This is a genomic window from Pseudoalteromonas sp. 4NS20-0020 (assembly GCF_057554385.1).
In genome coordinates, this window is the sequence record NZ_BAAJMI010000007.1 from 175,643 (window position 1) to 199,494 (window position 23,852).

The 23,852-nt window shown below is 38.7% G+C and carries 23 protein-coding genes; 9 read left to right on the forward strand and 14 right to left on the reverse strand.

From position 1 onward, the window contains the following. Positions 1-22 precede the first annotated feature (22 nt). Complete coding sequence (locus tag AC27JL_RS17355; RefSeq protein WP_010557366.1) at positions 23-466, forward strand: GNAT family N-acetyltransferase; 444 nt, start codon at positions 23-25, stop codon at positions 464-466. 44 nt (positions 467-510) lie between these two features. Here AC27JL_RS17355 and AC27JL_RS17360 read toward each other — a convergent pair whose 3' ends face one another. The 9 genes from AC27JL_RS17360 to AC27JL_RS17400 form a co-directional block, all read right to left on the reverse strand. Beyond that, complete coding sequence (locus tag AC27JL_RS17360) at positions 511-906, reverse strand: zinc ribbon domain-containing protein (RefSeq protein ID WP_271480893.1); 396 nt, start codon at positions 904-906, stop codon at positions 511-513. 183 nt (positions 907-1,089) lie between these two features. Continuing rightward, positions 1,090-1,464, reverse strand: coding sequence for a hypothetical protein (locus tag AC27JL_RS17365; protein WP_487196185.1), 375 nt, complete (start codon positions 1,462-1,464; stop codon positions 1,090-1,092). A 102-nt stretch (positions 1,465-1,566) separates the two neighbouring features. Further along, positions 1,567-2,202, reverse strand: a complete 636-nt coding sequence (locus tag AC27JL_RS17370) for a hypothetical protein (protein ID WP_487196186.1) — start codon at positions 2,200-2,202, stop codon at positions 1,567-1,569. A gap of 28 nt (positions 2,203-2,230) precedes the next feature. Next, complete coding sequence (locus AC27JL_RS17375; protein WP_203986872.1) at positions 2,231-2,590, reverse strand: hypothetical protein; 360 nt, start codon at positions 2,588-2,590, stop codon at positions 2,231-2,233. Between the two features lie 133 nt (positions 2,591-2,723). Next, the gene (locus AC27JL_RS17380; RefSeq protein ID WP_487196187.1) at positions 2,724-3,143 is read right to left on the reverse strand and encodes a hypothetical protein; all 420 of its coding nucleotides are present in this window, start codon (positions 3,141-3,143) and stop codon (positions 2,724-2,726) included. 111 nt (positions 3,144-3,254) lie between these two features. Continuing rightward, positions 3,255-3,674: a hypothetical protein gene (locus tag AC27JL_RS17385; protein WP_487196188.1), complete on the reverse strand. Its 420-nt coding sequence runs from the start codon at positions 3,672-3,674 to the stop codon at positions 3,255-3,257. 80 nt (positions 3,675-3,754) lie between these two features. Beyond that, positions 3,755-4,357, reverse strand: coding sequence for a hypothetical protein (locus AC27JL_RS17390; protein WP_487196189.1), 603 nt, complete (start codon positions 4,355-4,357; stop codon positions 3,755-3,757). A 432-nt stretch (positions 4,358-4,789) separates the two neighbouring features. Next, entirely contained in the window at positions 4,790-4,969 is a 180-nt protein-coding gene (locus tag AC27JL_RS17395) for a DUF6435 family protein (protein WP_010557371.1), read from the reverse strand. Positions 4,970-5,112: 143 nt separating this feature from the next. Then, a complete protein-coding gene (locus AC27JL_RS17400; protein ID WP_487196190.1) occupies positions 5,113-6,276 on the reverse strand; it encodes a PQQ-dependent sugar dehydrogenase in 1,164 nt (387 codons plus the stop codon). A 401-nt stretch (positions 6,277-6,677) separates the two neighbouring features. On the opposite strand from AC27JL_RS17400, the gene AC27JL_RS17405 reads away from it, so the two are divergent. From AC27JL_RS17405 to AC27JL_RS17415, 3 genes are all read left to right on the forward strand, one after another. After that, the gene (locus tag AC27JL_RS17405; RefSeq protein ID WP_487196191.1) at positions 6,678-7,721 is read left to right on the forward strand and encodes a ferredoxin reductase; all 1,044 of its coding nucleotides are present in this window, start codon (positions 6,678-6,680) and stop codon (positions 7,719-7,721) included. Then, positions 7,718-8,770 (forward strand): fatty acid desaturase family protein, encoded by a 1,053-nt coding sequence (locus AC27JL_RS17410; RefSeq protein WP_487196192.1) that lies wholly within the window; start codon positions 7,718-7,720, stop codon positions 8,768-8,770. The genes AC27JL_RS17405 and AC27JL_RS17410 overlap by 4 nt, the downstream gene beginning before the upstream one ends. 202 nt (positions 8,771-8,972) lie before the next feature. Then, positions 8,973-9,977, forward strand: coding sequence for a branched-chain amino acid aminotransferase (locus tag AC27JL_RS17415; protein WP_487196202.1), 1,005 nt, complete (start codon positions 8,973-8,975; stop codon positions 9,975-9,977). 79 nt (positions 9,978-10,056) lie between these two features. Here the strand turns inward: AC27JL_RS17415 and AC27JL_RS17420 are convergent, their stop codons facing one another. Continuing rightward, positions 10,057-10,371, reverse strand: coding sequence for an Mpo1-like protein (locus AC27JL_RS17420; protein WP_487196193.1), 315 nt, complete (start codon positions 10,369-10,371; stop codon positions 10,057-10,059). 156 nt (positions 10,372-10,527) lie between these two features. Between AC27JL_RS17420 and AC27JL_RS17425 the strand changes: the two genes are divergently transcribed. After that, positions 10,528-12,687: a prolyl oligopeptidase family serine peptidase gene (locus tag AC27JL_RS17425; RefSeq protein ID WP_487196194.1), complete on the forward strand. Its 2,160-nt coding sequence runs from the start codon at positions 10,528-10,530 to the stop codon at positions 12,685-12,687. A gap of 98 nt (positions 12,688-12,785) precedes the next feature. Here the strand turns inward: AC27JL_RS17425 and AC27JL_RS17430 are convergent, their stop codons facing one another. Beyond that, complete coding sequence (locus AC27JL_RS17430) at positions 12,786-14,078, reverse strand: anti-phage deoxyguanosine triphosphatase (protein WP_487196195.1); 1,293 nt, start codon at positions 14,076-14,078, stop codon at positions 12,786-12,788. A gap of 169 nt (positions 14,079-14,247) precedes the next feature. On the opposite strand from AC27JL_RS17430, the gene AC27JL_RS17435 reads away from it, so the two are divergent. Both AC27JL_RS17435 and AC27JL_RS17440 read left to right on the forward strand, forming a co-directional pair. Next, positions 14,248-15,057, forward strand: a complete 810-nt coding sequence (locus tag AC27JL_RS17435; protein WP_341220082.1) for a glucosaminidase domain-containing protein — start codon at positions 14,248-14,250, stop codon at positions 15,055-15,057. Further along, positions 15,050-15,718: a DUF2987 domain-containing protein gene (locus tag AC27JL_RS17440; protein ID WP_487196196.1), complete on the forward strand. Its 669-nt coding sequence runs from the start codon at positions 15,050-15,052 to the stop codon at positions 15,716-15,718. The genes AC27JL_RS17435 and AC27JL_RS17440 overlap by 8 nt, the downstream gene beginning before the upstream one ends. Positions 15,719-15,767: 49 nt before the next feature. Here the strand turns inward: AC27JL_RS17440 and AC27JL_RS17445 are convergent, their stop codons facing one another. The 3 genes from AC27JL_RS17445 to AC27JL_RS17455 are packed head-to-tail and all read right to left on the reverse strand — an operon-like array spanning position 15,768 to position 19,532. Next, positions 15,768-16,769: a LacI family DNA-binding transcriptional regulator gene (locus tag AC27JL_RS17445; RefSeq protein WP_487196197.1), complete on the reverse strand. Its 1,002-nt coding sequence runs from the start codon at positions 16,767-16,769 to the stop codon at positions 15,768-15,770. Positions 16,770-16,812: 43 nt separating this feature from the next. Further along, positions 16,813-18,150: a glycoside-pentoside-hexuronide (GPH):cation symporter gene (locus AC27JL_RS17450; protein WP_487196198.1), complete on the reverse strand. Its 1,338-nt coding sequence runs from the start codon at positions 18,148-18,150 to the stop codon at positions 16,813-16,815. Positions 18,151-18,203: 53 nt separating this feature from the next. Beyond that, entirely contained in the window at positions 18,204-19,532 is a 1,329-nt protein-coding gene (locus tag AC27JL_RS17455) for a GH1 family beta-glucosidase (RefSeq protein ID WP_487196199.1), read from the reverse strand. A gap of 258 nt (positions 19,533-19,790) precedes the next feature. On the opposite strand from AC27JL_RS17455, the gene AC27JL_RS17460 reads away from it, so the two are divergent. Together AC27JL_RS17460 and AC27JL_RS17465 are read left to right on the forward strand one after the other, a co-directional pair. Then, a complete protein-coding gene (locus AC27JL_RS17460) occupies positions 19,791-21,065 on the forward strand; it encodes a sugar MFS transporter (protein ID WP_006792235.1) in 1,275 nt (424 codons plus the stop codon). Continuing rightward, complete coding sequence (locus tag AC27JL_RS17465; protein ID WP_487196200.1) at positions 21,065-23,614, forward strand: glycoside hydrolase family 3 protein; 2,550 nt, start codon at positions 21,065-21,067, stop codon at positions 23,612-23,614. The genes AC27JL_RS17460 and AC27JL_RS17465 overlap by 1 nt, the downstream gene beginning before the upstream one ends. Positions 23,615-23,852: the final 238 nt, after the last annotated feature.

The window sequence follows — 23,852 nt, forward strand, 5'->3', positions numbered from 1 at the left end:
ATACTTCACTGGATAGTTAAAAATGACTCAACAACCTCACAACTACTCAATTAGTACAGACAAGTCTAAGCTTAACTTTAACGTTATTTATAATTTTATTGCTAATAGTTACTGGGCAAAAGGCATACCTAAAAGTGTGATGCAAAAAGCGATTGATAACTCAATGTGCTTTGGCGTGTATAGCCCTAATAACGAGCAAGTTGGTTTTGCACGGGTAGTTACCGACAACGCTACTTTTGCCTACTTGGCAGATGTATTTATTACCCCGCACCTACAAGGGTGTGGCCTGAGCAAGTTACTTATTAAAACAATAGTAGAACACCCTGAGCTACAAGGGCTCAGGCGCTTTTTATTAGCCACTTCTGATGCGCATGGCCTTTATGCACAATATGGGTTTAAACCGATAGATAACCCCGCACTGTTAATGCAAATAAATCCTGAGAATGTGTATGAGGGAAATACTTGAGAGGTATAGTAAAGGGGGGAAGAGCAATGTTTATTTTAAACTCCTTACAGGCCCCAAACTCTTAAAGCTGCTGTATGAATTTCATTTAAAAGTAATAACCCTGCAATACTACCAAATAGCACCCACTTTTTAGATTTTTCAGCTTCCTTGGAGCGCCTGTAAGTAACATAGCCAATAAAGGTTACTAGTACAATAACGGCTATTAGTGATAATTGATTCTCTTGATTCAACTTAAAATTCCCCTCAATTATATGATGAGAGAAAAATGAAATAACCCAAAGAGTGAACAAAACAGTAAGGCCAATTACATAATTAATAATCTTAAATGTATTAATTGAAGTACCACAAACAGGACAAACATAACTTCGTTCCCTAGCGTTGGGTGTTTTAACCTTTGGGGCAATTGTTGAATTACATTTTTTACAAACTAACAGAGACATAAACTCGATTCTATTTAGGGCTTATAACAAGACTGTAGAGTAGCTCCAACAGCCAAATTCAATTAAAAAAGGGTTCCTGTAATTAACTCTAAATGTTTTTAAAGCATTAGGTAATGCTATTTGGAACCCATAAAACAGGCTAATTTTCTTAAAAATGAGTAACTCTAGAGCTTCAACGCCTCATTATATGCCGTTTTTATTAGAGCAGTGTTTAATTATGCTATTTTTAAAAGCTTTCGCAAGAGCGTCAGTTTTACGATAAAACACACCGATATCTTCATCTAAATGCTGGCCATCTATATCAATTTTAAAACTAGTTTTAATATCAGTTTGCTCATATATAGTTAAATTGACTTCATATTCATCGAGTTCAAAAGAAAAACTTGAGCCATTTGTAATTAAGTTTTGAGTATGTTCAATTGTAGACTTCATGCATTCTGAAGTTACAAGGAAATCCACTTTCATTCCTAAACCTATACGGTTGTCATTTTCAATTTCGCAACCAACAATAAAGATTGGTAATAGTAAAACTAATAATCGATTCATAATCTTAGGCATATAACGCCCAATTAAGGGGCTGATAATGCTTGGCTAAACTGTGTAACGAAGTGGAACTGAGCCAAGCTTTAGCAGTCCCGCCTTAAATGGCTTGTTATATTGCTACCACTCAATACTCTTAAATGAGACTTCTTTTTTGTGGGTTATGAATCTAACTTTTGAATTTTTAAGATCTATATGCCACTTAACTGACTTATGAAAACGATGGACTACCTTCAAGTTTTGACCTTGTTTAGTAGCGTACCACATAGTTAATTCTTCAGAGTCTTTTTCGCCAGTAATGATAAGCAACTGATCTTTTAATTTACGTTCAATTGCAATTGGATTGTTTAAGATATTATAAGAACTACCAAAAAACTGAATTCCATTTGATTTACTAACACTTGTCTCGAAGCTAAAGTGCTTAATATCCCAAACTTTATTGCGCTCAAAAAGATAAGACTGCTTTTCAGTTTTAGGATCGAATATTAAAATATTTTTAATTCTTGTATTCGATTTACTTGAAAACATACCACCTGAATCAGGTTTGTGTTTTATGGGATAAAAGAATAGACCTGTTTCTGCATCATATCCTTGATTTACACTTTGGTAATATCCACCTGCATTCAAATTAAACGAAAATAATAAGAATGCTAAAAATAAAGATTTTTTCACCTGAACTCCATTTGCAATATAACGCCCAACTAAGGGGCAAATAATTAGCTTGGCTAAAATTTTGAGCGCAGCGACAAAAGCCAAGCTTTATTTGTCCCGCTTTAGTTACTTGTCAGGTTTTAAATACATAATGTCTAAAAATGCTAGCTTGAAAAATAGCTGCTCCGCCCAATACTATTGCAGCCTCGATGCTGGTAAGGAGTAGTAAGATTATTGATAAAGTCAAAGCTAACAACGGGTAATAGATGAAACCTGTTTTAGATGTTTTACATAAATACCAATGAATGGGCATACCGATTAGAAGCCAGCCACCAAATGATAATACTAAATATGAGCCAATAAAAAATATAAATAGAGCGGCATAATCACTGGCTGAATGATTTGGGAAACCAACCTCATAAAAGTAATATGCGGTAATTAAAAACAATCCCCACCCAATACTTTTTAAAATAGCTTTATCCCAACTTCCCATTTAAATGAATCTTCCTTAAAACCTAACGCTCGCCTAAACGGCGAATAAACAATGGGTTAAACTTATTGAGCGCAGCGACAATAACCCATTGTTAATTGTCCGATACGAGTTCACGAGCGAATTCAGGCGCTTGTTAGGTAGCGTCACTTGGTTGCTTCCCATGATAAAAATACAAAAGCTGCTCTTGCTCGTGATAGCCAGTTCCCCACAAAGGCGAATTAAGTGAAACAACAGAACCATCTTTCGCAATTTTTATACGCGCTCTCGCATATGCACAATATTCTTCAATTTCGTCGTGAATTTTGTTCTTTAGTTCATCTAAAAACTGCTTAGCTTTATATTGTATTGGATCTAAAGAGTAATGCTGAGCACAACCACTAGGAACTAAGAAAAACTCTTCATCATCGTCCCAATGAAATGCTTCAATTGTGCGAAATTCGATATTTCCCGACCCGTCTTCAGTGTAGCACGCAAAAGCTAAATCAAACTCTTGTGATTCTGGAAGTGATTCGAAGACTGATTCAACGTCTTCAATAATGTGTCTGACAATCATCCTTGGTACCTAACGCCTAATTAATAGGCAAAAAATAGTTGGTTAAAATAAGCGACGAAGGAACAAAAGCCAATTGTATTTTGTCCTTGTTAAACAGCTTGTTAGGTATACTTACACGTTTTGTGTATATGGTTTTATACCAATTAAATCAGAAACACCTGAGCCCGATTTTAAAGCTAATTTAATAGAGGATACAAAGGCATCCAATGATAAAGCTTCAAATTGAACGATAAATTTTGCAGTACATGCGCTATCATTTGACAGAGAGACTAATACAGCCGTATGACCAGCAGAATCGAAGCAATGAAATTTAAGCTCACAATGCCCATAAGGTGAGTCAATGTCACCAACTTTAAAGGTAACTTCATCTGTGTTAGATTCTGGAAAAGCTGATAATCGTTCAGCTAGTTTTTCCAACGATTGAGCATTTATATATTGCTCCGCCTCTCCAGCGAATGATTCACTGCATGCTTTTATCCATATTTTCGCAGGGTCATCTCGTAGAAATTCGATCTCTAATCTGGGCTGCATCTGCATGTACACCTAACGCCGCATTAAGCGGTGAGTAATAGTTTGCTAAAATGTGAAACGAAGTGGAACCGAGCAAACTGTTACGAATCCGACTTTAATGCCTTGTTAGTTGCGAATTCTTGAGCATGTTTTTTAGCTTTAAACGGTATAGAGATTATAAAGAAAAACAACATCAAGAAAATCATTGAGATAATACCAACTATGTAATACAAGCCTGTTTCGACCATGAACACCATACCTGGAAAATCTACGCTGAGAAACTCATAAATATTTTTATTATTTTCAATAATGAGAATATTTAGCCACTTAGCAAAAAGAAAAAACGAATAACTGATAGATATTGATATTACCGAAAATATACCAGAGCGAAATAAATTAACTTTAGCACCAAGCTCTTTTACGAATATATTTAACCAAATTAAAATAGCTAAACTTGCACTAAAAAATATAGAACCAATCCCGCCAATTGTAACCATAGAAATAAGCCAAACTTGTTTGGTTAATTCCCAAAACTCGAAACTAAGAAATTGCTCTTCATTGGAAAAGTAAAAATAATACCCACCAAAATAGAGAAAATAAAAGAGCAATGCTATGGGATAAAGCTTTAGATTTTCCCTGCGCTCTTTTTTATTTATTTCAGCGTGCTTTCTATTTCGTTCAGCAAGTTTCTGTAATGGATCCATCGCAACTAACAACTTTACCAAAGGACACTTTCCTCTTTTTATGAGCAATGTATGTCCTCTTATTTATTTTTAATATTAATAACAAATCCTGTAACACATTGCGAGTATTAAACTTTAAGTCGGGCTGTTAATTAACAACAGGCAGAAAAGGGGAATGTGTCCTCACTTTCTGACTTAGGAGGAAAAACGCCATCGCTTTAGTAAATGCAGTAATTAAAAATTTAAAATGAAAAGCAAAAGCTTTTTTAAACCATTTTACCACCTCTAAAAAATGGCAACGGTAATATAAGTAACTACTTTAAATACAATTGTTTGTGTAAGACTATTATAAAGGTAGGTTTTTTGCGGGAGGTAGCTGTAAAAAGGAGGTGATGAATAATTGCTAAACGCGCCTACCTGCTTTTGAAACGGGTAGACACGTTTAATACGAATTCACTTGGCTTTTTTAGCCTCAAGCGCTTCTATTTCACTCCAGATTTTTTCGGCTTCTTCGCTTAACATGGCGTAGCTTTTAATGTCGCCTTTACGCTGAGCTTGCATGCCTTGCTCTAATTTGGCGTCGTACTCTTTGCGTAACTTTTTTGTAGGGTCTGATTTGAATATCGAAAACATGGGACTCGCTTAATTTTATAAAAGTGATAGCACTACCATACGCTACAAATAGCTAAAAAGTTCTTTTTGCAGTAAGGCTCTTACCTTGTTAAATTAAAACAAGGTAAGCGAATTATTTACTATGCTGCGGTTACTTAACGGTTTTATAGCTCAGGCTCTAGGCGTTTAATACCTTGGCCATCTAGGCCTAAGTAAATGTAACCATCATCCCCTTGCGCTAAACTTCTTACGCGGCCAATGCCTTCTAATATTTTTTCTTGGCTTTTTAGCGTATCGTTTTCAAATGTAAGTGCGCTTAAAAACGAAAACTTCATAGACGATAACAACACTTTACCTTTTAATTTAGGGTATTTGTCGCTGGTGACGAATAGCATATCTGATGGTGCTATAGATGGAGTCCATTGTGATGTTGGCGATTGCATGCCGTCTTTTGTTTGCAGGTCTGTAAACGAAGTGCCGCTATAATTTACGCCATAGCTAACTACTGGCCATCCGTAGTTTAATCCTGATTTTATTAAATTAAGTTCGTCGCCACCTCGGGGGCCATGCTCATGTGCCCAAAGACGATTATTTTCAGCGTCAAACCACATACCTTGCGGGTTTCGATGTCCGTATGACCAAACAGCGTGTTTAGCGCCGGTTTGTTTTACAAAGGGATTATCTGTTGGAATACGACCATCTAAATGAAGACGATAAATTTTGCCCCCATCACGGCTAAGATCTTGCGGGTTTAGGTCGCGCGAACCACGATCCCCGATCGAAAAATAAACATAACCTTGTTTATCAAACACAATACGACTGCCGTAGTGCTGACCTTTTGTACTGTTATGCTCACCTTTGTATAAAACGTGCGGCTCTAGTAGCTGAGTATGATCATCACTTAATTTTGCGCGCATTAATGCAGTGTTACTACCACTGCCTTTGCCTTCAGCGCTTGAGTAAGTAAGGTAAAGCCATTGACTATTTTTATTATCGGTATGCAGTGCTAAATCAAGTAAACCGCCTTGGCCGTTAGCATCTATATCGGGCAATCCTTTTACTTGAATAAGCGATGAGGTGTTTTTACGTAATAAAAATAGTTTTCCACTTCGCTCTGTAATTAATAAATCACCGTTTGGTAGTGCTTCGATTGCCCAAGGAATACTTACACCTTCTGAAACGTCTACTGCTTTTACATTAAGCGGCAAACTCGGCAGCTTTTTAAAATCAACTGCATTTACTGACATTGTAGGCAGCGTCAATAAAGCTGCTGTTAGCACGGCACCCTTAAAAGAATGTGTATATTTTTTTGATTTTATATTGAGCATGTTATTTTCCAAAATTAATCAAATTAGGTTTACGTTAGCACGAGCTGTAAAAATTTGCTAAGCGTTGCGATAAGTGAAAATTCTTTAATTTTAGCTAGTTACATATATCACTCACACAGTATTAGAAATAGTTAGCTCACTCAGTAAAGTATTTTTTATATTTTATTTAGTTTTGAAATACGTTTATAAATTGAGTTTAGTTTGTTTTTTGTTCGTAGTTTTTAACAAAAATAATGGAATAAACACTCTATTAGGGTTGAAAACTTGAATTTTCAGCGTACACTTGTGCGCTGAAGTTTGAGCGTACACTTGTATGCTCAAATAGTTAGGGTTCTGATTTGTGCTAACACCCAGTTCGTGCAAGCCATTGAGCAATAAACCAATATAGAGATTTTATTACAATGTTTACGCAGGCATTAAACCAATTTTCAACGTGGTTTTTACACCATCAAACGTTTGCAGGCTACATAGAGCCAATAATGCAAGTGTTTAAACCTGCTTGGCGTGCAGGGCAATTTAGAGCGCAATTGATGAGTTCAGACTCATTGAACGGTGAATTTTTGAGTTTGCAGCTAAAACCAAGCAAACAATGGCCCGCACATACCGCAGGGCAGCATGTTAGTTTGACCATTGAAATGAATGGACGATTATTAACGCGCGTTTTTACAGTTGCTTCAAGCGTTAAATATTTCAACGAAACGGGATTTATACGTTTGTTAATTAAAACAAGCGAACAAGGACGATTTACCGGTTTATTAAATAACAAAGCAAAAGCGGGAACATGGTGCAACATATCTGCTGCAACGGGTGAGTTTGTATTTAAAAATACACATACTCCCGCCACATTGATAGCAGGTGGATCTGGTATAACGCCGATGCTAGCTATGCTTGACGATTATTTAGCGCAAACAACCAAAGCAATAAATTTAGTGTATTACGCAAAATCGGGCGAACATCAGTGTGTTGATGAGTTGCGTGAATTAGCCACACAATTTAGTCATTTTTCATTTTTATTATTAACTCGTGAGCAGTCGAGCGACATTACTAGCAATATTAAACATTGGGAGAATCCAGATATATATTGCTGTGGGCCGCTAGGGTTTATGCAAACGGTACAAGCGTTTGCTCAAAAACATGATCTTAATTATTCCCAAGAGGCATTTGGTTTAGCGTTAATCAAAGTAAACAATGAAGATCAGTTTACTGTAAAGGTAAACAGCCAAGCCCATATAGTTGAAGGAAATGATGTACTTCTTAGCCAGTTTGAAGTTAAAAAATTACCGGTAAAGCGTGGCTGCGGAATTGGTATTTGTCATCAGTGCCAATGTATTAAAAAGTCGGGAATAGTACGTAATTTAAAAACAGGTGAAATGTCAGACAACGGTGAGCAATTAATCCAACTTTGTATAAGCCAACCGGTGAGTGATTTGGAGTTACAATTATGAAAAACATAAACTTTGATCAGCTTGCAAGCGATTTAGATACTATAAAAATGAATACGCTTGCTAAAGTAGGGCAAAAAGATGCTGACTACATTCGCTCTGTCGTTCGAAAGCAAAGACTATGTGAGTGGAGTGGGCGAATACTATTAATGCTTGGATTTATTCAGCCTTTACTTTGGGTTGCCGGTGTTTTGTTACTGGCTTTGGCTAAAATTCTCGATAATATGGAAATTGGCCACAATGTTATGCATGGTCAATACGATTGGATGAACGACAAACAGCTTAATTCTCAGCAATACGAATGGGACATAGCCTGCGATGGCCAAAGCTGGCATCGGGTTCACAATTTTGAGCACCACACATACACTAACATTATTGGAAAAGACCGTGATTTTGGCTACGGGTTGTTACGTTTGAGTGATGATTTTAAGTGGCGTTTTAAAAATGTGTGGCAGTTTTTTACTTACATAAATTTAAGTGTCTTGTTTCAGTGGGGTGTGTCATACCATGAGCTGGCAGCAGAGCGTGTTTTTATAGGTAAAAAGAAAGAAAATCGTGAAGGGGGTGTATCGCATGCTACTTTGAAGCAGCGTTTTTTTAGTAAAGGTGCTCGCCAGTTAATTAAAGATTATGTGATCTTCCCATTACTTGCAGGGCCTCTGTTTTTGTGGGTGTTAGCGGGTAATTTAGTGGCAAATTTGCTTCGTAACTTATGGACATCAACAATTATATTTTGTGGCCACTTTACCGAAGAAACCGAAACATTTAAAGAACAAGACTGGCTAAACGAAACCCAAGGCCAGTGGTATTATCGTCAAGTATTGGGCTCGTCTAATATTAAAGGGGCAAACTGGTTTCATATTTTAACGGGCCATTTGAGTTGCCAGATTGAGCACCACTTATTTCCTGATATGCCGTCGTCGCGATATCAAGAGGTGGCGCCTCAGGTGCAGGCAGTTATGCAAAAGCACGGTATTGATTACCACACTGACGGGTTTTTTAAACAATACGGCTCGGTGTTAAAGCGAATTATTAGATACTCATTTAAATAGTGATAGGGTGCATTAAGCGCCTTAAAAGCTAAAACATAAACCGGCATGTGTAAGCGCATATGCCGGTTTTTTGCTGTTGTGTTTAATAAACATACAGTGCGTTTGGTTTTTTCTTATTGTTAATTAAAAATCCGTTACTTTAGCTATGGTTAATTGATGCGTGATTGTCATACAATGGAGAAAAATAGACCACACAAGAGAGATTAAAATGGCCGCATTTGGTACTGTGTTTATGCCACAGATGATTCAAGCTCGTTTTTCAGATAATCAATGGGGCGAAACCTCAGTTGTTCCATGCGATAAGCTTGAGTTTCATGCTGGAGCACACGTTCTTCATTATTCAAGCACCTGTTTTGAGGGCTTAAAAGCATTTCGTCATGAAGATGGGTCTGTTTATATTTTTAGAATGGATGCAAACATAGCACGTATGCAGCAAAGCTCTGCACTTTTAAGCTTACCAAGTTTTGATGGCGATATGCTTAAAACGATGATTATTGATATTGTTCGCCAATATGCCGATGAAACCCCATTACCGCCTGGCTCTATGTATATTCGCCCAACACATATAGGCACAGAAGCGGCAATTGGTAAAGCGGCAGCCCCTTCAATGAGCTCATTGTTGTACACTTTACTTTCGCCAGTAGGTGATTATTTTGCTGGTGGTGCTACGGCATTACGTGTGTTACTTGAAGAAGACGGTATGCGCTGTGCACCTCATATGGGAATGGTTAAAAGCGGCGGTAACTACGCCAGTGCACTTGGCCCAATTAGCGCTGCACGTAAACAGTATCAAGCAGATCAAATATTATTTTGCCCAGGTGGTGATGTACAAGAAACTGGCGCTGCAAACTTTATTTTAATTGATGGCAACGAAATTATAACCAAAGCGCTCGACTCCACCTTTTTACACGGCGTAACGCGTAATAGTATTTTAACGATTGCTAAAGATTTAGGCATGACTGTAAGCGAACGTAATTTTACAGTGACTGAACTTTTAGAGCGTGCTGCAAAACCAGGCACAGAAGCTGCGCTTTCAGGTACTGCTGCGGTATTAACGGCAGTGGGAACGTTTATTCATAACGATAAAGAATATAAAGTAGGCACAGGAGAGCCAGGGCCAACTACTGTACGTCTGCGCCAAGCATTGAACGACATTCAATGGGGTAAAAGCGAAGACAAGCATGGTTGGTTAACTAAAGTGGTATAGCGTTAAATACCCACGTTACTCGCACCAAAAAGCCACCTAATTAAGGTGGCTTTTTGGTGCGAGTAACTTTATTAATTTATTAAAATTTTATTTTTCCGGTTAGTATATCTTTAAACATAACCCAGTCTCCCCACAAACTATAAAATGGGTGTTTAAACGTAGCTGGTCGGTTTTTTTCAAAAAAGAAATGCCCAACCCACGCAAAGCCATAACCAATAACGGGTAGCAGCCACAATAGCGCAAATTTTTGACTTAATAATGCGGTAATAATAATCGTAAGTACTAATAAGCTACCTATAAAATGCAAACGCCTGCAGGTTACGTTGCGATGTTCCTTTAAATAATAAGGGTAAAAAGCTTTAAAACTGTTGAATGTGGGTTCTTGTTTTTCCATAAATCACGCTTTATTTTTATTGTATGTTTTTACTATTAAAGCGTAAGTTTACACTTGTTTACAGCGATAAATGGCACTTAACGCATCTTAATAGACATAAGCTTAAAAAACTCATAAGTTATTCCTACTACTTAATCAATAAAAAGAACACAAATTATGTTACTCAAACGTACTCTTGCATGTGCTGTATTATTGGCACTCAGTGGCTGTTCAGAGCCAACCAATACATCAGATCAAAAAGAAGTAAAATCATCTATGAATCAAGTTAACTCAGTCGTGTATCCCGAAACCAAAAAAGGTGATGTAGTTGATACCTATTTTGGAGAAAACGTTGCCGATCCTTATCGTTGGTTAGAAGACGATATGAGTGCAGAGACTGCTGATTGGGTAAAAGCGCAAAATACGGCTACTTTTTCATACTTAGAACAAATCCCTTACAGAAACAAGCTCAAAGAGCGCCTTGAAAAGCTAATGAATTACGAAAAAATAGGTGCGCCATTTGAAGAGGGCGGCTACACCTACTTTTACAAAAACGATGGCTTACAAAATCAATATGTTTTATATCGCAGCAAAGGCGATGAAGCGCCAGAGGTATTTTTAGATCCTAATAAATTTAGCGACGACGGTACAACGTCTATGTCGGGTTTATCGTTTTCTAAAGATGGTAGTTTATTAGCGTATCAAGTTTCTGAAGGGGGCAGTGATTGGCGTGAAATTATTGTTATTGATACACACACTAAAGAGCAAGTAGAGCAAGCTTTAGTTGATGTGAAATTTAGTGGTATTGATTGGTTAGGTAACGAAGGATTTTATTACTCAAGCTACGATAAACCAAAAGGCAGTGAACTATCGGCTAAAACAGATCAACATAAAGTGTATTATCATGCTTTGGGTACATCGCAGGATGACGATCGTGTTGTATTTGGCGACAGCGAGGCGCAAAAGCATCGTTACGTTGGCGCCGATGTGACAGATGATGGCAAGTACTTGCTAATTTCTGCCAGTGTATCAACGTCTGGAAACAAACTTTTTATAAAAGACTTAAGTAAAGAAAATAGTGATTTTGTTACCGTTGTTGGTAACTCAGATTCAGATACTTCTGTAATTGATAACGACGGCGAAAAGCTTTACTTAGTTACAAACTTAAACGCACCCAATAAAAAAGTGGTCACGGTAAATGCAAATAACCCAACGCCTGAAAATTGGGTCGACTTTATATCAGAAACCGATAACGTTCTTAGCCTAAGCAAAGGCGGAGATACTTTTTTTGCTAATTACATGGTTGATGCCATTTCGCATGTTAAACAATATAATAAGCAAGGTGAGTTAATACGTGAAATTAACTTACCCGGCGTAGGGAGTGCACGTGGTTTTCGTGGTAAAAAAGATCAATCAACGCTTTATTACTCGTTTACTAACTATAAAACTCCGGGGACTACTTTTTCGTTTGATGTAAGCTCAGGCGAGTCAAAGGTTTATCGTGAATCGGCAATCGATTTCAACAGTAATGATTACACCTCTGAGCAAGTTTTTTATACCTCAAAAGACGGTACAAAAGTGCCGATGATCATTACTTATAAAACGGGTATAAAATTAGACGGTTCAAACCCAACCATTTTATACGGTTACGGTGGTTTTAATGTAAGTTTGACGCCAAGTTTTAGCCCCATTAACGCGCTTTGGCTGGAGCAAGGTGGGGTGTATGCCGTTGCTAATATTCGTGGTGGCGGTGAATACGGTAAAGACTGGCATAACGCTGGTACAAAAATGCAAAAACAAAACGTGTTTGACGACTTTATTGCCGCGGCAGAGTACTTACAAGATAAAAAGTACACGTCTAAAAAGCGTTTAGCACTGCGCGGTGGCTCAAATGGTGGTTTATTAGTAGGTGCGGTGATGACGCAGCGACCTGACTTATTTCAAGTTGCATTACCAGCGGTAGGCGTACTTGATATGCTTCGTTACCATACATTTACAGCGGGCGCTGGTTGGGCATACGACTACGGTACTAGTGAGCAAAGTAAAGAAATGTTTGAATATATAAAAGCTTACTCGCCATTGCATAACGTTAAAGCGGGCGTTGAATATCCTGCCACTATGGTAACAACCGGTGATCACGATGATCGTGTGGTGCCATCTCATTCATTTAAATTTGCTGCTGAATTACAAGCTAAGCAGGCTGGAAATAACCCTACACTTATTCGTATTGAAACAAATGCGGGTCATGGTGCGGGCACACCAACCAGCAAAGTTATAGATTTATACGCAGATATGTTTGGTTTTACGCTATATAACATGGGTGTAAAAGAGCTATAAAACGCGTTAACGTTACCTTGTTTTAAAATACAAAAGCCGAGTAAATTTACTCGGCTTTTTTATTAACTTTATTTTGGATTCAAATACCTGCTTATTAACTACTGCGCAGGCAAAAATAACCGCTGATAGGTTTTATATGCGTATTCATCACTCATACCACTTAAGTAGTCACAAATAATGCGCATGCCTTGATTATGTTTTTGAGCCTCAATATATTGCGCTTGCGTTGTTTCTGGTAACAAACGAAGCGGATCGCTTGCAAACGCTGTAAACAATTCAATGAGTAGGTTTTGCCCTTTAAACTCAATCTGTTGCATTTCAGGGTCGCGAATTAAGCGTTGAAATACAAAGTGCTTGAGTATCTGTAGTACGTTTTCATACTCTGGGTGCAACTTAGCAGTGTATTTTAAAATAGGGCATTCAAATGCTTCGTTTTGTATGTCTAAATGAATGTGAATAATGAAGGTGTTTACCAGCTCACCTATGGCGTCTTTTCGTTCAAAATCATTTTTTGAAAATAGTCGAGATGTTAACGTTTCAAGTAAGGTATTCAGCCACTCAAAATTAAGCGCTTGCAAGTGCGGAAGTGCGTGCGTTTGCCAGTCATCTAATGTCAAAACACGGGTTGCAATGGCGTCTTCTAAATCGTGCACGGCGTATGCTATATCGTCGGCATGTTCCATTATGGCGCTGTCTAAGGATTTATAAAGTGTTTTAGCGCGGTGTTTATCTACTGTTGCGTGAGTATTTAATAACGTTCTGTCGTTTTGGCTTAATGGTTCAACAATCCAGTTAAATATGTGTGCGTCGTCTTGGTATAACCCTTTGGCAGGGCGCCAATCATCGGCTTTGATAAAAGCACGTGAGTTACGCGTATCGGGTATGGTGTGCCACAACTCGTTTATAAATGCTGGGTATTTAATAAACCCGAGTAATGTACGGCGTGTAAGGTTCATACCATAACCATTACTGTAGGGCTCTAGCTTAGCAACTATTCGTAAAGTTTGAGCATTTCCTTCAAAGCCGCCATGGTCTCGCATCATATAGTTAAGCGCAATTTCACCTCCGTGGCCAAATGGTGGGTGGCCAATATCGTGAGCCAAACAGAGTGTCTCGAGTAAACCGGTTGATGGAAAATGGTTAAAATCACTATGTTGTGTCTTTAAGTGTCTTAAAATGCCAGTGCCAATTTGTGACACCTCTAACGAATGAGTAAGACGGGTACGATAAAAGTCGTTTAGGCCAATCCCCATAATTTGTGTTTTAGCTTGTAAGCGTCTAAATGCAGCGGCATGAATAATTCTTGAGCGGTCAACCTGCCAGGGAGATCGGTTGTCGTTAGGTCTGTGTTTATATTGCTCTATTATTCTACTTTGCCAAACTTTGTCCATACTGCTCAATCACCATTAAACCTGTTTAGTGTTTAGTATACCCATGCACTTATAAATTGCGAATGAACATATTTTTGTAATTCGCGTTTATATAGTGGCTTAGGTATAATAAAGGTTCGTATGTGTGTGTAGTTACCATACATAAATAGTTGTTTGAATGAGACAATACATGCTTAAGATTATCTTTCAGTTTTTGTTAGCCATCCTTTTTATATGGGCGCTTGCGTACCCGTTTGTACAAAGTGATGAAACCGATAGCGTAGATCAAATCACCAGTGAACAAGCTAAAAAAGTGAAGAAAAAAGAAAAGCCGCTACATAATGTAACGTTGCCTAAGTTTTCTGAATTTACGGATGTAAAAGAGAAAAAACGCGCATTTTTTGATTTTATCCGTCCCCATGTTGAGGCTGAAAATAAAAAAATATTACAACAACGTGCCAAGTTAGAAATAGCCCGCATGATGCTTGAAAACAACCTATCGCTTGAAGAGAAACAAAACAAAGATATTGTTAAAATACTCAAGCAATATGGTTTACCTGAAACGGTTAACACACTTGTGCTAACTCAGGCTTTACGCCGTGTTGATATTATTCCTAAAGAAATGGCGCTAATGCAAGCTGCTAATGAGTCGGCTTGGGGCACCTCGCGATTTGCTCAAATTGGCCTGAATTTTTTTGGTCAGTGGTGTTACTCAAAAGGTTGCGGCATGGTGCCAAAGCGTCGTAACACTGGCGCAGCGCATGAAGTCGCAGCATTTAAATCGGTTCGTGCTGCAGTAAGCTCTTATTTCAGAAATATAAATACTCATGGCGCTTACAAAGAGTTACGGGGCATACGTGAAAACCTGCGCCGTGAAAAAAAGCCAGTATTAGCAACCAAACTAACTCATGGTTTGATGTCTTACTCTGAGCGAGGTGAGGCATATATAGAAGAATTAAATACGATGATCAGACAAAACAGAGCTTATTTTGATGAATAAATACATGACAGGTTGTTTTTACGCGAGTTTACTTTTTTTGTTGGGCTTTAGTGCATTTAGCGCCAATGCCAGAGAGTTTGTAATGTCGTACGATGGTTTTTATGACCGTTTAAAAGTAGTTAATAAAGGGGATTTTCAATATGCTCGCGTTAACTTTTATATAAGCGATATTGCAACTAACGAGGCATGTGCAATAAAAAACGGAACCATTTTAACAGAAAATAACGAGTACCCACTTAACTTTACGGACAGTGCGCAGCTGTTGTTGCCTTTTGATAAGCAGCTTGACTCAGATAAAGCCGTTATTGTTATCGAGCCACAAAACCCTGAGCATGACTGCCAGTTAAAGCTACAAATAGAAGCTAACGAATTTGACGATTTAGCTTTCTCAAAACATGCGTTATATACCATTAACGAGGAGCTAGACGAATTACTAACTGATTTGTCAGGTTTTTTTGTTAGTAAGCTAATGTGGTTTTTATTACCTGAGCAAAAAGGTGTAGCGGTTACCTTTAAAAATCCAATAAACATTAATGATGAAAACGTAACCTGCGAGGAATCGATTTGTTATTTTGATGTGGACGATAATTGGGAAGAGGATGAGCAGTCGTTTGGTGATATTAGTAATGTACTAAAAGTAACCCCATGGATTGCAAAGTAACAGTAAACGTTGCAATGAGTTATTAAAAAAAGCGGCATTAGCCGCTTTTTTATTTAAGTGGCGCTGAAGAGTCACGCTGCATTAGTGTGGGTTCAAAAAAACGATTTATTTTAATATTTTTGGTTTGGTATACGTCTTTAAGAACAAGTTTTGCGGCCATTTCACCCATTTTAGCTACCGGATTATCAATCGTTGTTAGTGTTGGGTAGAGGTAGTTTGCAAATATTACGTTATCAAATCCGACTATCGATAAATCGTTGGGTAAGTGATAGCCGTGCTCTCGGGCATATTTCATCGCACCTGAGGCCATCTCGTCGTTTGCGCACACAAGAGCTGTAAAATTTAGCTTACTATTAATGAGGTGCTCAAGCGCTGAACTACCCCCGGTTTCGTTAAAATCACCTTCAAAATAAAGCGATGGGTCAAACGTTATATTGGCTTCTTCGAGGGCTTGTTTATGGCCAGCTAAACGGTTTGCAGCATCGGCCTTAAACTGAGGGCCTGCAATATAGGCAATTTCAGTATGGCCTTGTTCTAACACCGATTTAGTTGCTAAATATCCGCCTAGCTTGTTATCTAGGCTAATGCAGTTGTTTTTGAGTTCTTGCACGTAGCGGCTCATTAAATAAACCGGCGTTGTGCCTTTACTGAGCGATATTAAGTATTCGTCGGTCACTGCTTCAACATGCAAAATTATGGCGTCGCAGCGTCTGCTAATTAAAAAGTCAATGCCTTCTTTTTCTTTATCTTCTTCACTGTGGCCGGTTGTAATAATAACGTGTTTACCGGCAGCTCTAAGCTCAGACTCAATCCCCGCCATCATTTGGGCGAAGAAAGGGCCATGTAATTCAGATACTAGAATACCTACACTGTTAGTGCAGTTTGATGCTAAAGATTGGGCTATTGAGTTAGGTTTGTAACCCAAAGTATGCATTGCATCGAGCACTTTTTTAGTTGTTTTATCACTTACTTTTGTGTTTTTGTTCATTACCCGAGAAACGGTAGCTAACGATACACCTGCAAGCTCTGATACTTGATAAATTGTTGCCATGTTACTTATTGACTCGCTTTCACCCTTAACTTAATCAGCTAAATCATACCTTAGTGTTGTTGACTGTGGTTAGCTTTGATTGAATATTTTCAACAACCTGGTTAGTTAATGTATATTTTTTCATTGTATATGCTACAAAAAGGGATCCTAGGGCGGGTAGTACAGTAAACGACAGTAAAATTCCCTGCTGAGTACTCATTGTTTGCGTCACATCAGCCTGATAACTGTAAAATGATAATAACCAACCCGCAATGGCACCTCCAACAGCAACACCCATCTTAATAAAAAATATAACACCGGAGTAAACTAAGCCCGTAATCCGTAATCCCGTTACTTCGTGACCATAATCTATGGTATCAGCCATTTTTGCCCATAGGAGTGGTGTCGCCATATCTAAAAAGAATTTCCATAGAATAAAAGCAGCAAACGCGAGAACCAGTTGTTCACTGCCAATAAAATAGCTAAATCCACAAATAGTTGCAGCGATAAGTTGTAAGCTGATGTAGGCCTTTATTTTGCAAAAACGCGCAGCTAGAGGTTGTGCAACTGCGCAACCTATCATACTAGCAACTACACCTAGGGTCATAAATAGAGTAATTAAATCTTCCCGACCGAGGTAGTATTTGACGTAATAAACCGCCAGAGTTAGCCTAAGTACTTGGCCAGTCAGCAAGAAAAATGCAGCAATACACAAGGTACGCCATTGATCGTTTTTTACTAGGGCTTGAATACTTTTAGCAAAAGGGATGTTTTGTTCTTTGGGTTGTTGAATACGTTCTTTGGTGCCTAAAAAGCAAAGTAAAAACAGCACAAGGCCTAAAATACTCATGGCGGTCATGGTTAGCTGGTAACCTTTAGCGTTATCGCCCTGGCCAAAGTATTCAACCATTGGCATGGTGCATCCAGCAACAATAACACCACCAAGCATCCCAAATACAAAACGGTACGATTGAATAGTGACACGTTCTTTTGCGTCTGCGGTTAACACGCCACCGAGTGCGCAATAAGGTATATTAATAGCAGTGTAAGCAACCATCAGTAAGGTATAGGTGCTAAAGGCATAGACTATTTTGTCAGTGCCTTCTAAGTCGGGTGTAGTAAACGCTAAAATACTAATAATGGCAAAAGGGAGCGCAAGCCATAGTAGGTAAGGGCGAAAATGCCCCCATCGAGTATGTGTTTTGTCAGCTAGGTTGCCCATTAGGGGGTCGGTTACGGCGTCAAAAATGCGAACAGCTAAAAACATAGTACCAACAACAGCGGGGGATAAGCCCACCACGTCGGTATAGTAAAGCATTAGGAACATCATTACCGTTTGGAAAATAATATTACTGGCGGTGTCGCCTAATCCGTAGGCTATTTTTTCTTTTACACTAACCATGGTTGCTTTATCTCGCTTTATGTTTTTTTAGTTGCGTTAATAAATACGTTTTTTTATCTATTTGAGATTAATGCTTTATAGGCTAGGCCACTATTTTTTATAGTACGTTGCTGTGTGCTGTAATCTACATAAACTATACCAAATCTTTTTAAGTAACCTTCTGCCCATTCAAAGTTATCCATTAGGCTCCAGGCAAAATAGCCGTCTATTCTAACGCCTTGCTCTGTTGCATTGTGAACGGCATTTAGGTGACTGTTGTAGTAGTCTAGTCGATCTACATCATTGATTTCACCATTATTATAGCTGTCGGGCATAGCTGCGCCATTTTCAGTAATAAAAATAGGCGGTAGGGTATAGGTATTGTTAAGTGTGACTAATAACTCTGTAAACGACTTAGGGTAAATTTCCCAGCCCATATCGGTTAGCGGGCCAGTAGGCTCTATTGGCTCATATATTTCAGTAGGGTGCGCTTTATAAAATTGACGGGTATAAAAGTTAATACCTAAATAATCAATTGATTGCGAAATAATAGCCATGTCACCATCGTGAATATCTGGCAGATGTGCTGACGGTAATTGTTCAATAATTGCTGGGTATGTACCATCCATGATGGGTTTCATGTACCACTGGTTTAAGTAGTCATCTGCAAACGCTGTTGCAGCAATGTCATCAGCGTCTTCAGAGATGCTATAACAGGGAGTAAAATTAAGCACGATACCGTTTAAAGTCGTCGGTGAGTTTTGCTTTAATACGGTCATGGCAAGGCCATGTGCTAATAACAAATGGTGGGCGGCTTTGCGCCCGTATTGTTTACCCACTTTACCTGGCGCATGAATGCCAATTTCGTAACCTAAAAAAGCACTGCAAAAAGGTTCATTTAAGGTAGCGTATGAATGGACTCGGTCACCGAATGCAAAGGTAATTAAATCAACATAGTGAGCAAACGCATAAGCTGTTTCTCGATTTAACCAACCCCCTTCGTCTTCGAGGTGTTGAGGTAAATCCCAGTGGTATAACGTGACAAACGCTTTGATATTGCGCTTTTTCAGTTCATCTAAGATGTCGGTGTAAAACTTTACGCCTTCAGGGTTAAGCTCACCACTTTTTGTAATAACACGAGGCCAAGAAATAGAAAGTCTGTAAGCATCTACTCCTAATGATTCGATTAAATCTATGTCTTTTTTCCAATTATTGTAATGATCGCATGCAACATGCCCATTTGAGTTATCAGCTATTTTACCTGGCGTATCACAAAAGGTATCCCAGATACACGGCAGACGGTGAGTTGATCCACCTTCTATTTGGAAAGACGCTGTTGCTACACCATAAATAAACTCTTTTGTTAATAGAGGTGAACAAGTTGGTAAAGATATTTTAGTCATTAGTTACAAACCTTTTAAAACCTAAATTGCACTTTTAGCGCCGATATTTACTGCCTCGTAGCTTACTCTCGACTTGATAAAAAAATAAAAATTGTTGAATTATGTTACGTGTTCGTATTTAATTAGCTGTGAAAGCGCTTACATTTTTAAGATTAATGTTAATTAACCTTCAGGTCAACTCTTTAATAGCATGGCTTAGCCGCCAATTTATTAACAATACAGAGAAGGTTAACGATAATAATAAATTGCGGAGAGCACATGGCTAGTTCAGCACCTACGACAACACACACACAATCGCAAAACACAGGCGATAATAATTATGGATTTGCACTTACATCGTTAACAACGCTATTTTTTATGTGGGGTTTTATTACCTGCCTAAATGATATTCTAATCCCGCATTTAAAAGCGGTATTCGATTTAACATACGTGCAGGCTATGCTTGTGCAGTTTTGTTTTTTTGGTGCTTACTTTTTAATGTCTATACCCAGCGGGCTTATTGTGAAAAAGCTGGGTTATAAAAACGGCATTGTTGTCGGGTTACTAATTGCTGCAGTTGGGTGTGTATTATTCTATCCAGCGGCACAAATGCATAACTATCCTGTATTTTTGTTTGCGCTATTTGTTTTAGCAAGCGGAATTACTTTATTACAGGTATCTGCAAACCCATACGTAAGCTTATTAGGTCCTGCAAAAACAGCGTCTTCTCGTTTGACATTAACACAGGCATTTAATGCGCTTGGTACCACGGTTGCACCGTCATTTGGTGCATTATTAATACTAGGCTCAGCGTCGGATGCTTTTTTAACACCGGCGCAAAATGCCGAATCAGTTCAACTTCCTTACTTGCTGCTTGCTGCAATGCTAATTGTATTAGCTGGTGTGTTTGCATGGCTTAAGCTTCCAGACATTATGAGCGAGCAAAAAGAAGCTGCCGAGAAATCAGACACTATTGAAGGGAGTGCATGGCAGTATCGCCACCTTGTTTTGGGTGCGGTAGGCATATTTATGTATGTGGGCGCGGAAGTTGCGATTGGTAGTTTTTTAGTTAGCTTTTTAGCGCAAGAAAATATTGCTGGATTAAAAGAACATGTCGCGGCTCATTACATTACATATTACTTTGGCGGTGCAATGGTTGGGCGTTTTATTGGCGCGGCTGTAATGCAAAAACTTCCTGCCGGTAAAGTGCTTGGTTTTAATGCAACCATGGCTATTATTTTAGTGGTTATTGCCATGAGCACATCTGGTCAATTAGCAATGTGGTCAATATTATTAGTTGGATTATTTAACTCCATTATGTTTCCTACTATTTTTAGCCTTGCACTAAATGGCTTAGGCAAGCACACAGCGCAAGGTTCGGGCATTTTGTGTTTGGCAATTGTAGGCGGTGCAATTGTGCCGCTTTTACAAGGTGCACTTGCTGATAGTGTTGGGGTTCAACTTTCGTATGCTTTACCAATTTTATGTTATCTATTCATCGTATTTTACGGCTTAAGTGGCAGCAAACCTGTTCAAGCTAAGGAGACTTTATAATGAACACACGTTTTACGCTCAATAAAATTGCATTAGCAACATTGGTTGCCTCAGTGACAACATTAACAGCTTGTTCAAACGACAATACTAAACAAGCTGATAGTGCTAAAGCGCACGCTAGTGCTGAACAAATATGGCCCAAGCTCAATATTGCGGTTAAAAAAGATGCAGAAATAGAAGCGCAAATAGCGAGTTATTTAAACTCAATGACACTTGAGCAAAAAGTAGCGCAAATGATTCAGCCTGAAATACGCGATATTACCGTTGAAGATATGCGTAAATACGGTTTTGGTTCTTACTTAAACGGTGGTGGGGCGTTTCCTAATGGGGATAAACATGCCACACCACAAGATTGGGTTGCCCTTGCTGAAAAAATGTATCAAGCGTCTGTTGATGATTCAATAGACGGTAGCAAAATCCCTACTATGTGGGGAACAGATGCAGTGCATGGTCATAATAATGTGATTGGTGCTACGTTATTTCCACATAATATTGGTTTAGGTGCGGCTAATAATCCTGACCTAATTGAACAAATTGCAGCTGTTACCGCTGTAGAAGTTATGGCTACAGGTATTGATTGGGTGTTTGCGCCAACCGTTGCAGTTGTACGTGACGATCGCTGGGGTAGAACCTATGAGGGTTATTCTGAAGACCCTGCAATAGTGCGTGAGTATTCAGCAGCTATTGTAAATGGCTTACAAGGTAAAGCAGATGAAGACTTCTTAAGTGATAAACGTGTAATTAGTACTGTTAAACACTTTTTAGGTGATGGCGGCACTGTTGATGGTGACGATCAAGGTAACAATATAGACAGTGAGCAATCGTTATTTGATATTCATGCACAAGGTTATGTAGGTGGGTTATCGGCGGGTAGTCAGTCTGTAATGGCGTCGTTTAACAGTTGGAACGGTGTTAAAAATCACGGTAATAAATATTTACTGACCGATGTATTAAAAACACGTATGGGTTTTGACGGGTTTGTTGTTGGTGACTGGAATGGACATGGACAAATAAAAGGCTGTACCAACGAAAGCTGCCCACAAGCTATTAATGCTGGGCTAGATATATTTATGGTGCCAACGGGTGCTTGGAAACCACTGTATGAAAATACCATAGCGCAAGTTAAATCCGGCGAAATTAGCATGGCGCGTATTGACGATGCTGTTGCACGTGTATTGCGTGTAAAACTACGCGCGGGTTTATTCGATAAGCCAAGTCCAGCAAACCGTTTATATTCAGGTAAAACAGAATTAATTGGCGCACAAGATCACCGTGAAGTAGCACGACAAGCAGTACGTGAGTCACTCGTACTTCTTAAAAATAAAAATGGCTTATTGCCGCTTTCGCCAAATCAACATGTACTTATTACCGGTGACGGTGCCGATAATATCGGTAAACAGTCTGGTGGGTGGAGTATTACTTGGCAGGGCACTAACAATAAAAATGCTGACTTCCCAGGAGCCACGTCAATCTATAAAGGCTTAGAAGAGCAAGTTACTGCCGCAGGCGGTAAAGTTACCCTCAGTGATGATGGCTCTTTTGAGCAAAAACCCGATGTAGCCGTTGTTGTATTTGGTGAAGAACCTTACGCGGAGGGTCATGGTGACAGAGATAACCTTGAATTTGAGCGCGGCAATAAAAAATCGTTAGCGCTGTTAAAGTCATTAAAAGCGCAAGGAATAAACGTTGTTTCTGTATTTATTTCTGGTCGTCCAATGTGGGTAAACAGTGAACTTAATGCGTCTGATGCATTTGTAGCAGCATGGTTACCTGGTACTGAAGGTGGTGGTGTTGCAGATGTGCTACTAAAAGCAGCCGACGGTAGTGTTAACCACGATTTTAAAGGCAAACTTTCTTTTTCATGGCCTAAAACGGCAGTTCAAACAACGGTTAATAAGGGAGATAAAGATTACTCGCCGTTATTACCGTATGGCTTTGGTTTAACCTATGGCGATAAAAATATACTTGCGGATAATTTAGATGAAAATTCGCAATTAGATAATTCATCACTAACCAGTATGGATATTTTAGTGGGAGCACCGGTTGCGCCATGGCGCTTATTGCTCAAATCAGGTGATGAATTGTTAGATGTGTCGAGCAGTACCCATGAGTTTGGCGCTATAAAATACCGAACTGAAGATAAGGTTGTACAAGAAGATGCTCGTCAGTTTAATTTCAACGGTAGTGAAAAAGCGAGCGCAGAAATAGTAACGAGTTTTGCTGAAGATACTATTACTTATGTTGAAGCAAATGGCGTAATTAGTTTTGACATAAAGCTTAACCAAGCGCTTGGTAATGAACTTTCACTTGCAATGTGTTCAGGTGAATGTGGTGAAAGTATTAACCTAGCTAACGTTGTTGATAGTAGTTTACTTAGTAAATGGCAGTCAGTATCGATTGACCTTAAATGCTTTGCTGATAAAGGCGTAAATTTTGCGAGTTTAACAAGTCCATTTAGTTTGCACAGCTCAGGTAAAGCCTCTGTGTCGGTATCAGATATCAAATTTGTACCAAACAAAGCAGATGAAGCAACGCTTAAGTGCAAGTAAGGGTACGCTAAATTAAATAGATAGATTGTTGTGTGTAGTAAAGCCCTTCATTTGAAGGGCTTTTTTTATGAATCAAAATACACAGATAGTTTTATTTAGTAATTAAGTGTAATAGCTCATATCTGATCTGACAGTATAAGCAAATAGGTTTAGACTTTATCTGACAGGCAGCTATGAGCGAGGAGCAGACGGTCGGGTAAACTCGTTTTTGGACAAAAACGAGTTAGAGCCGAAGGAG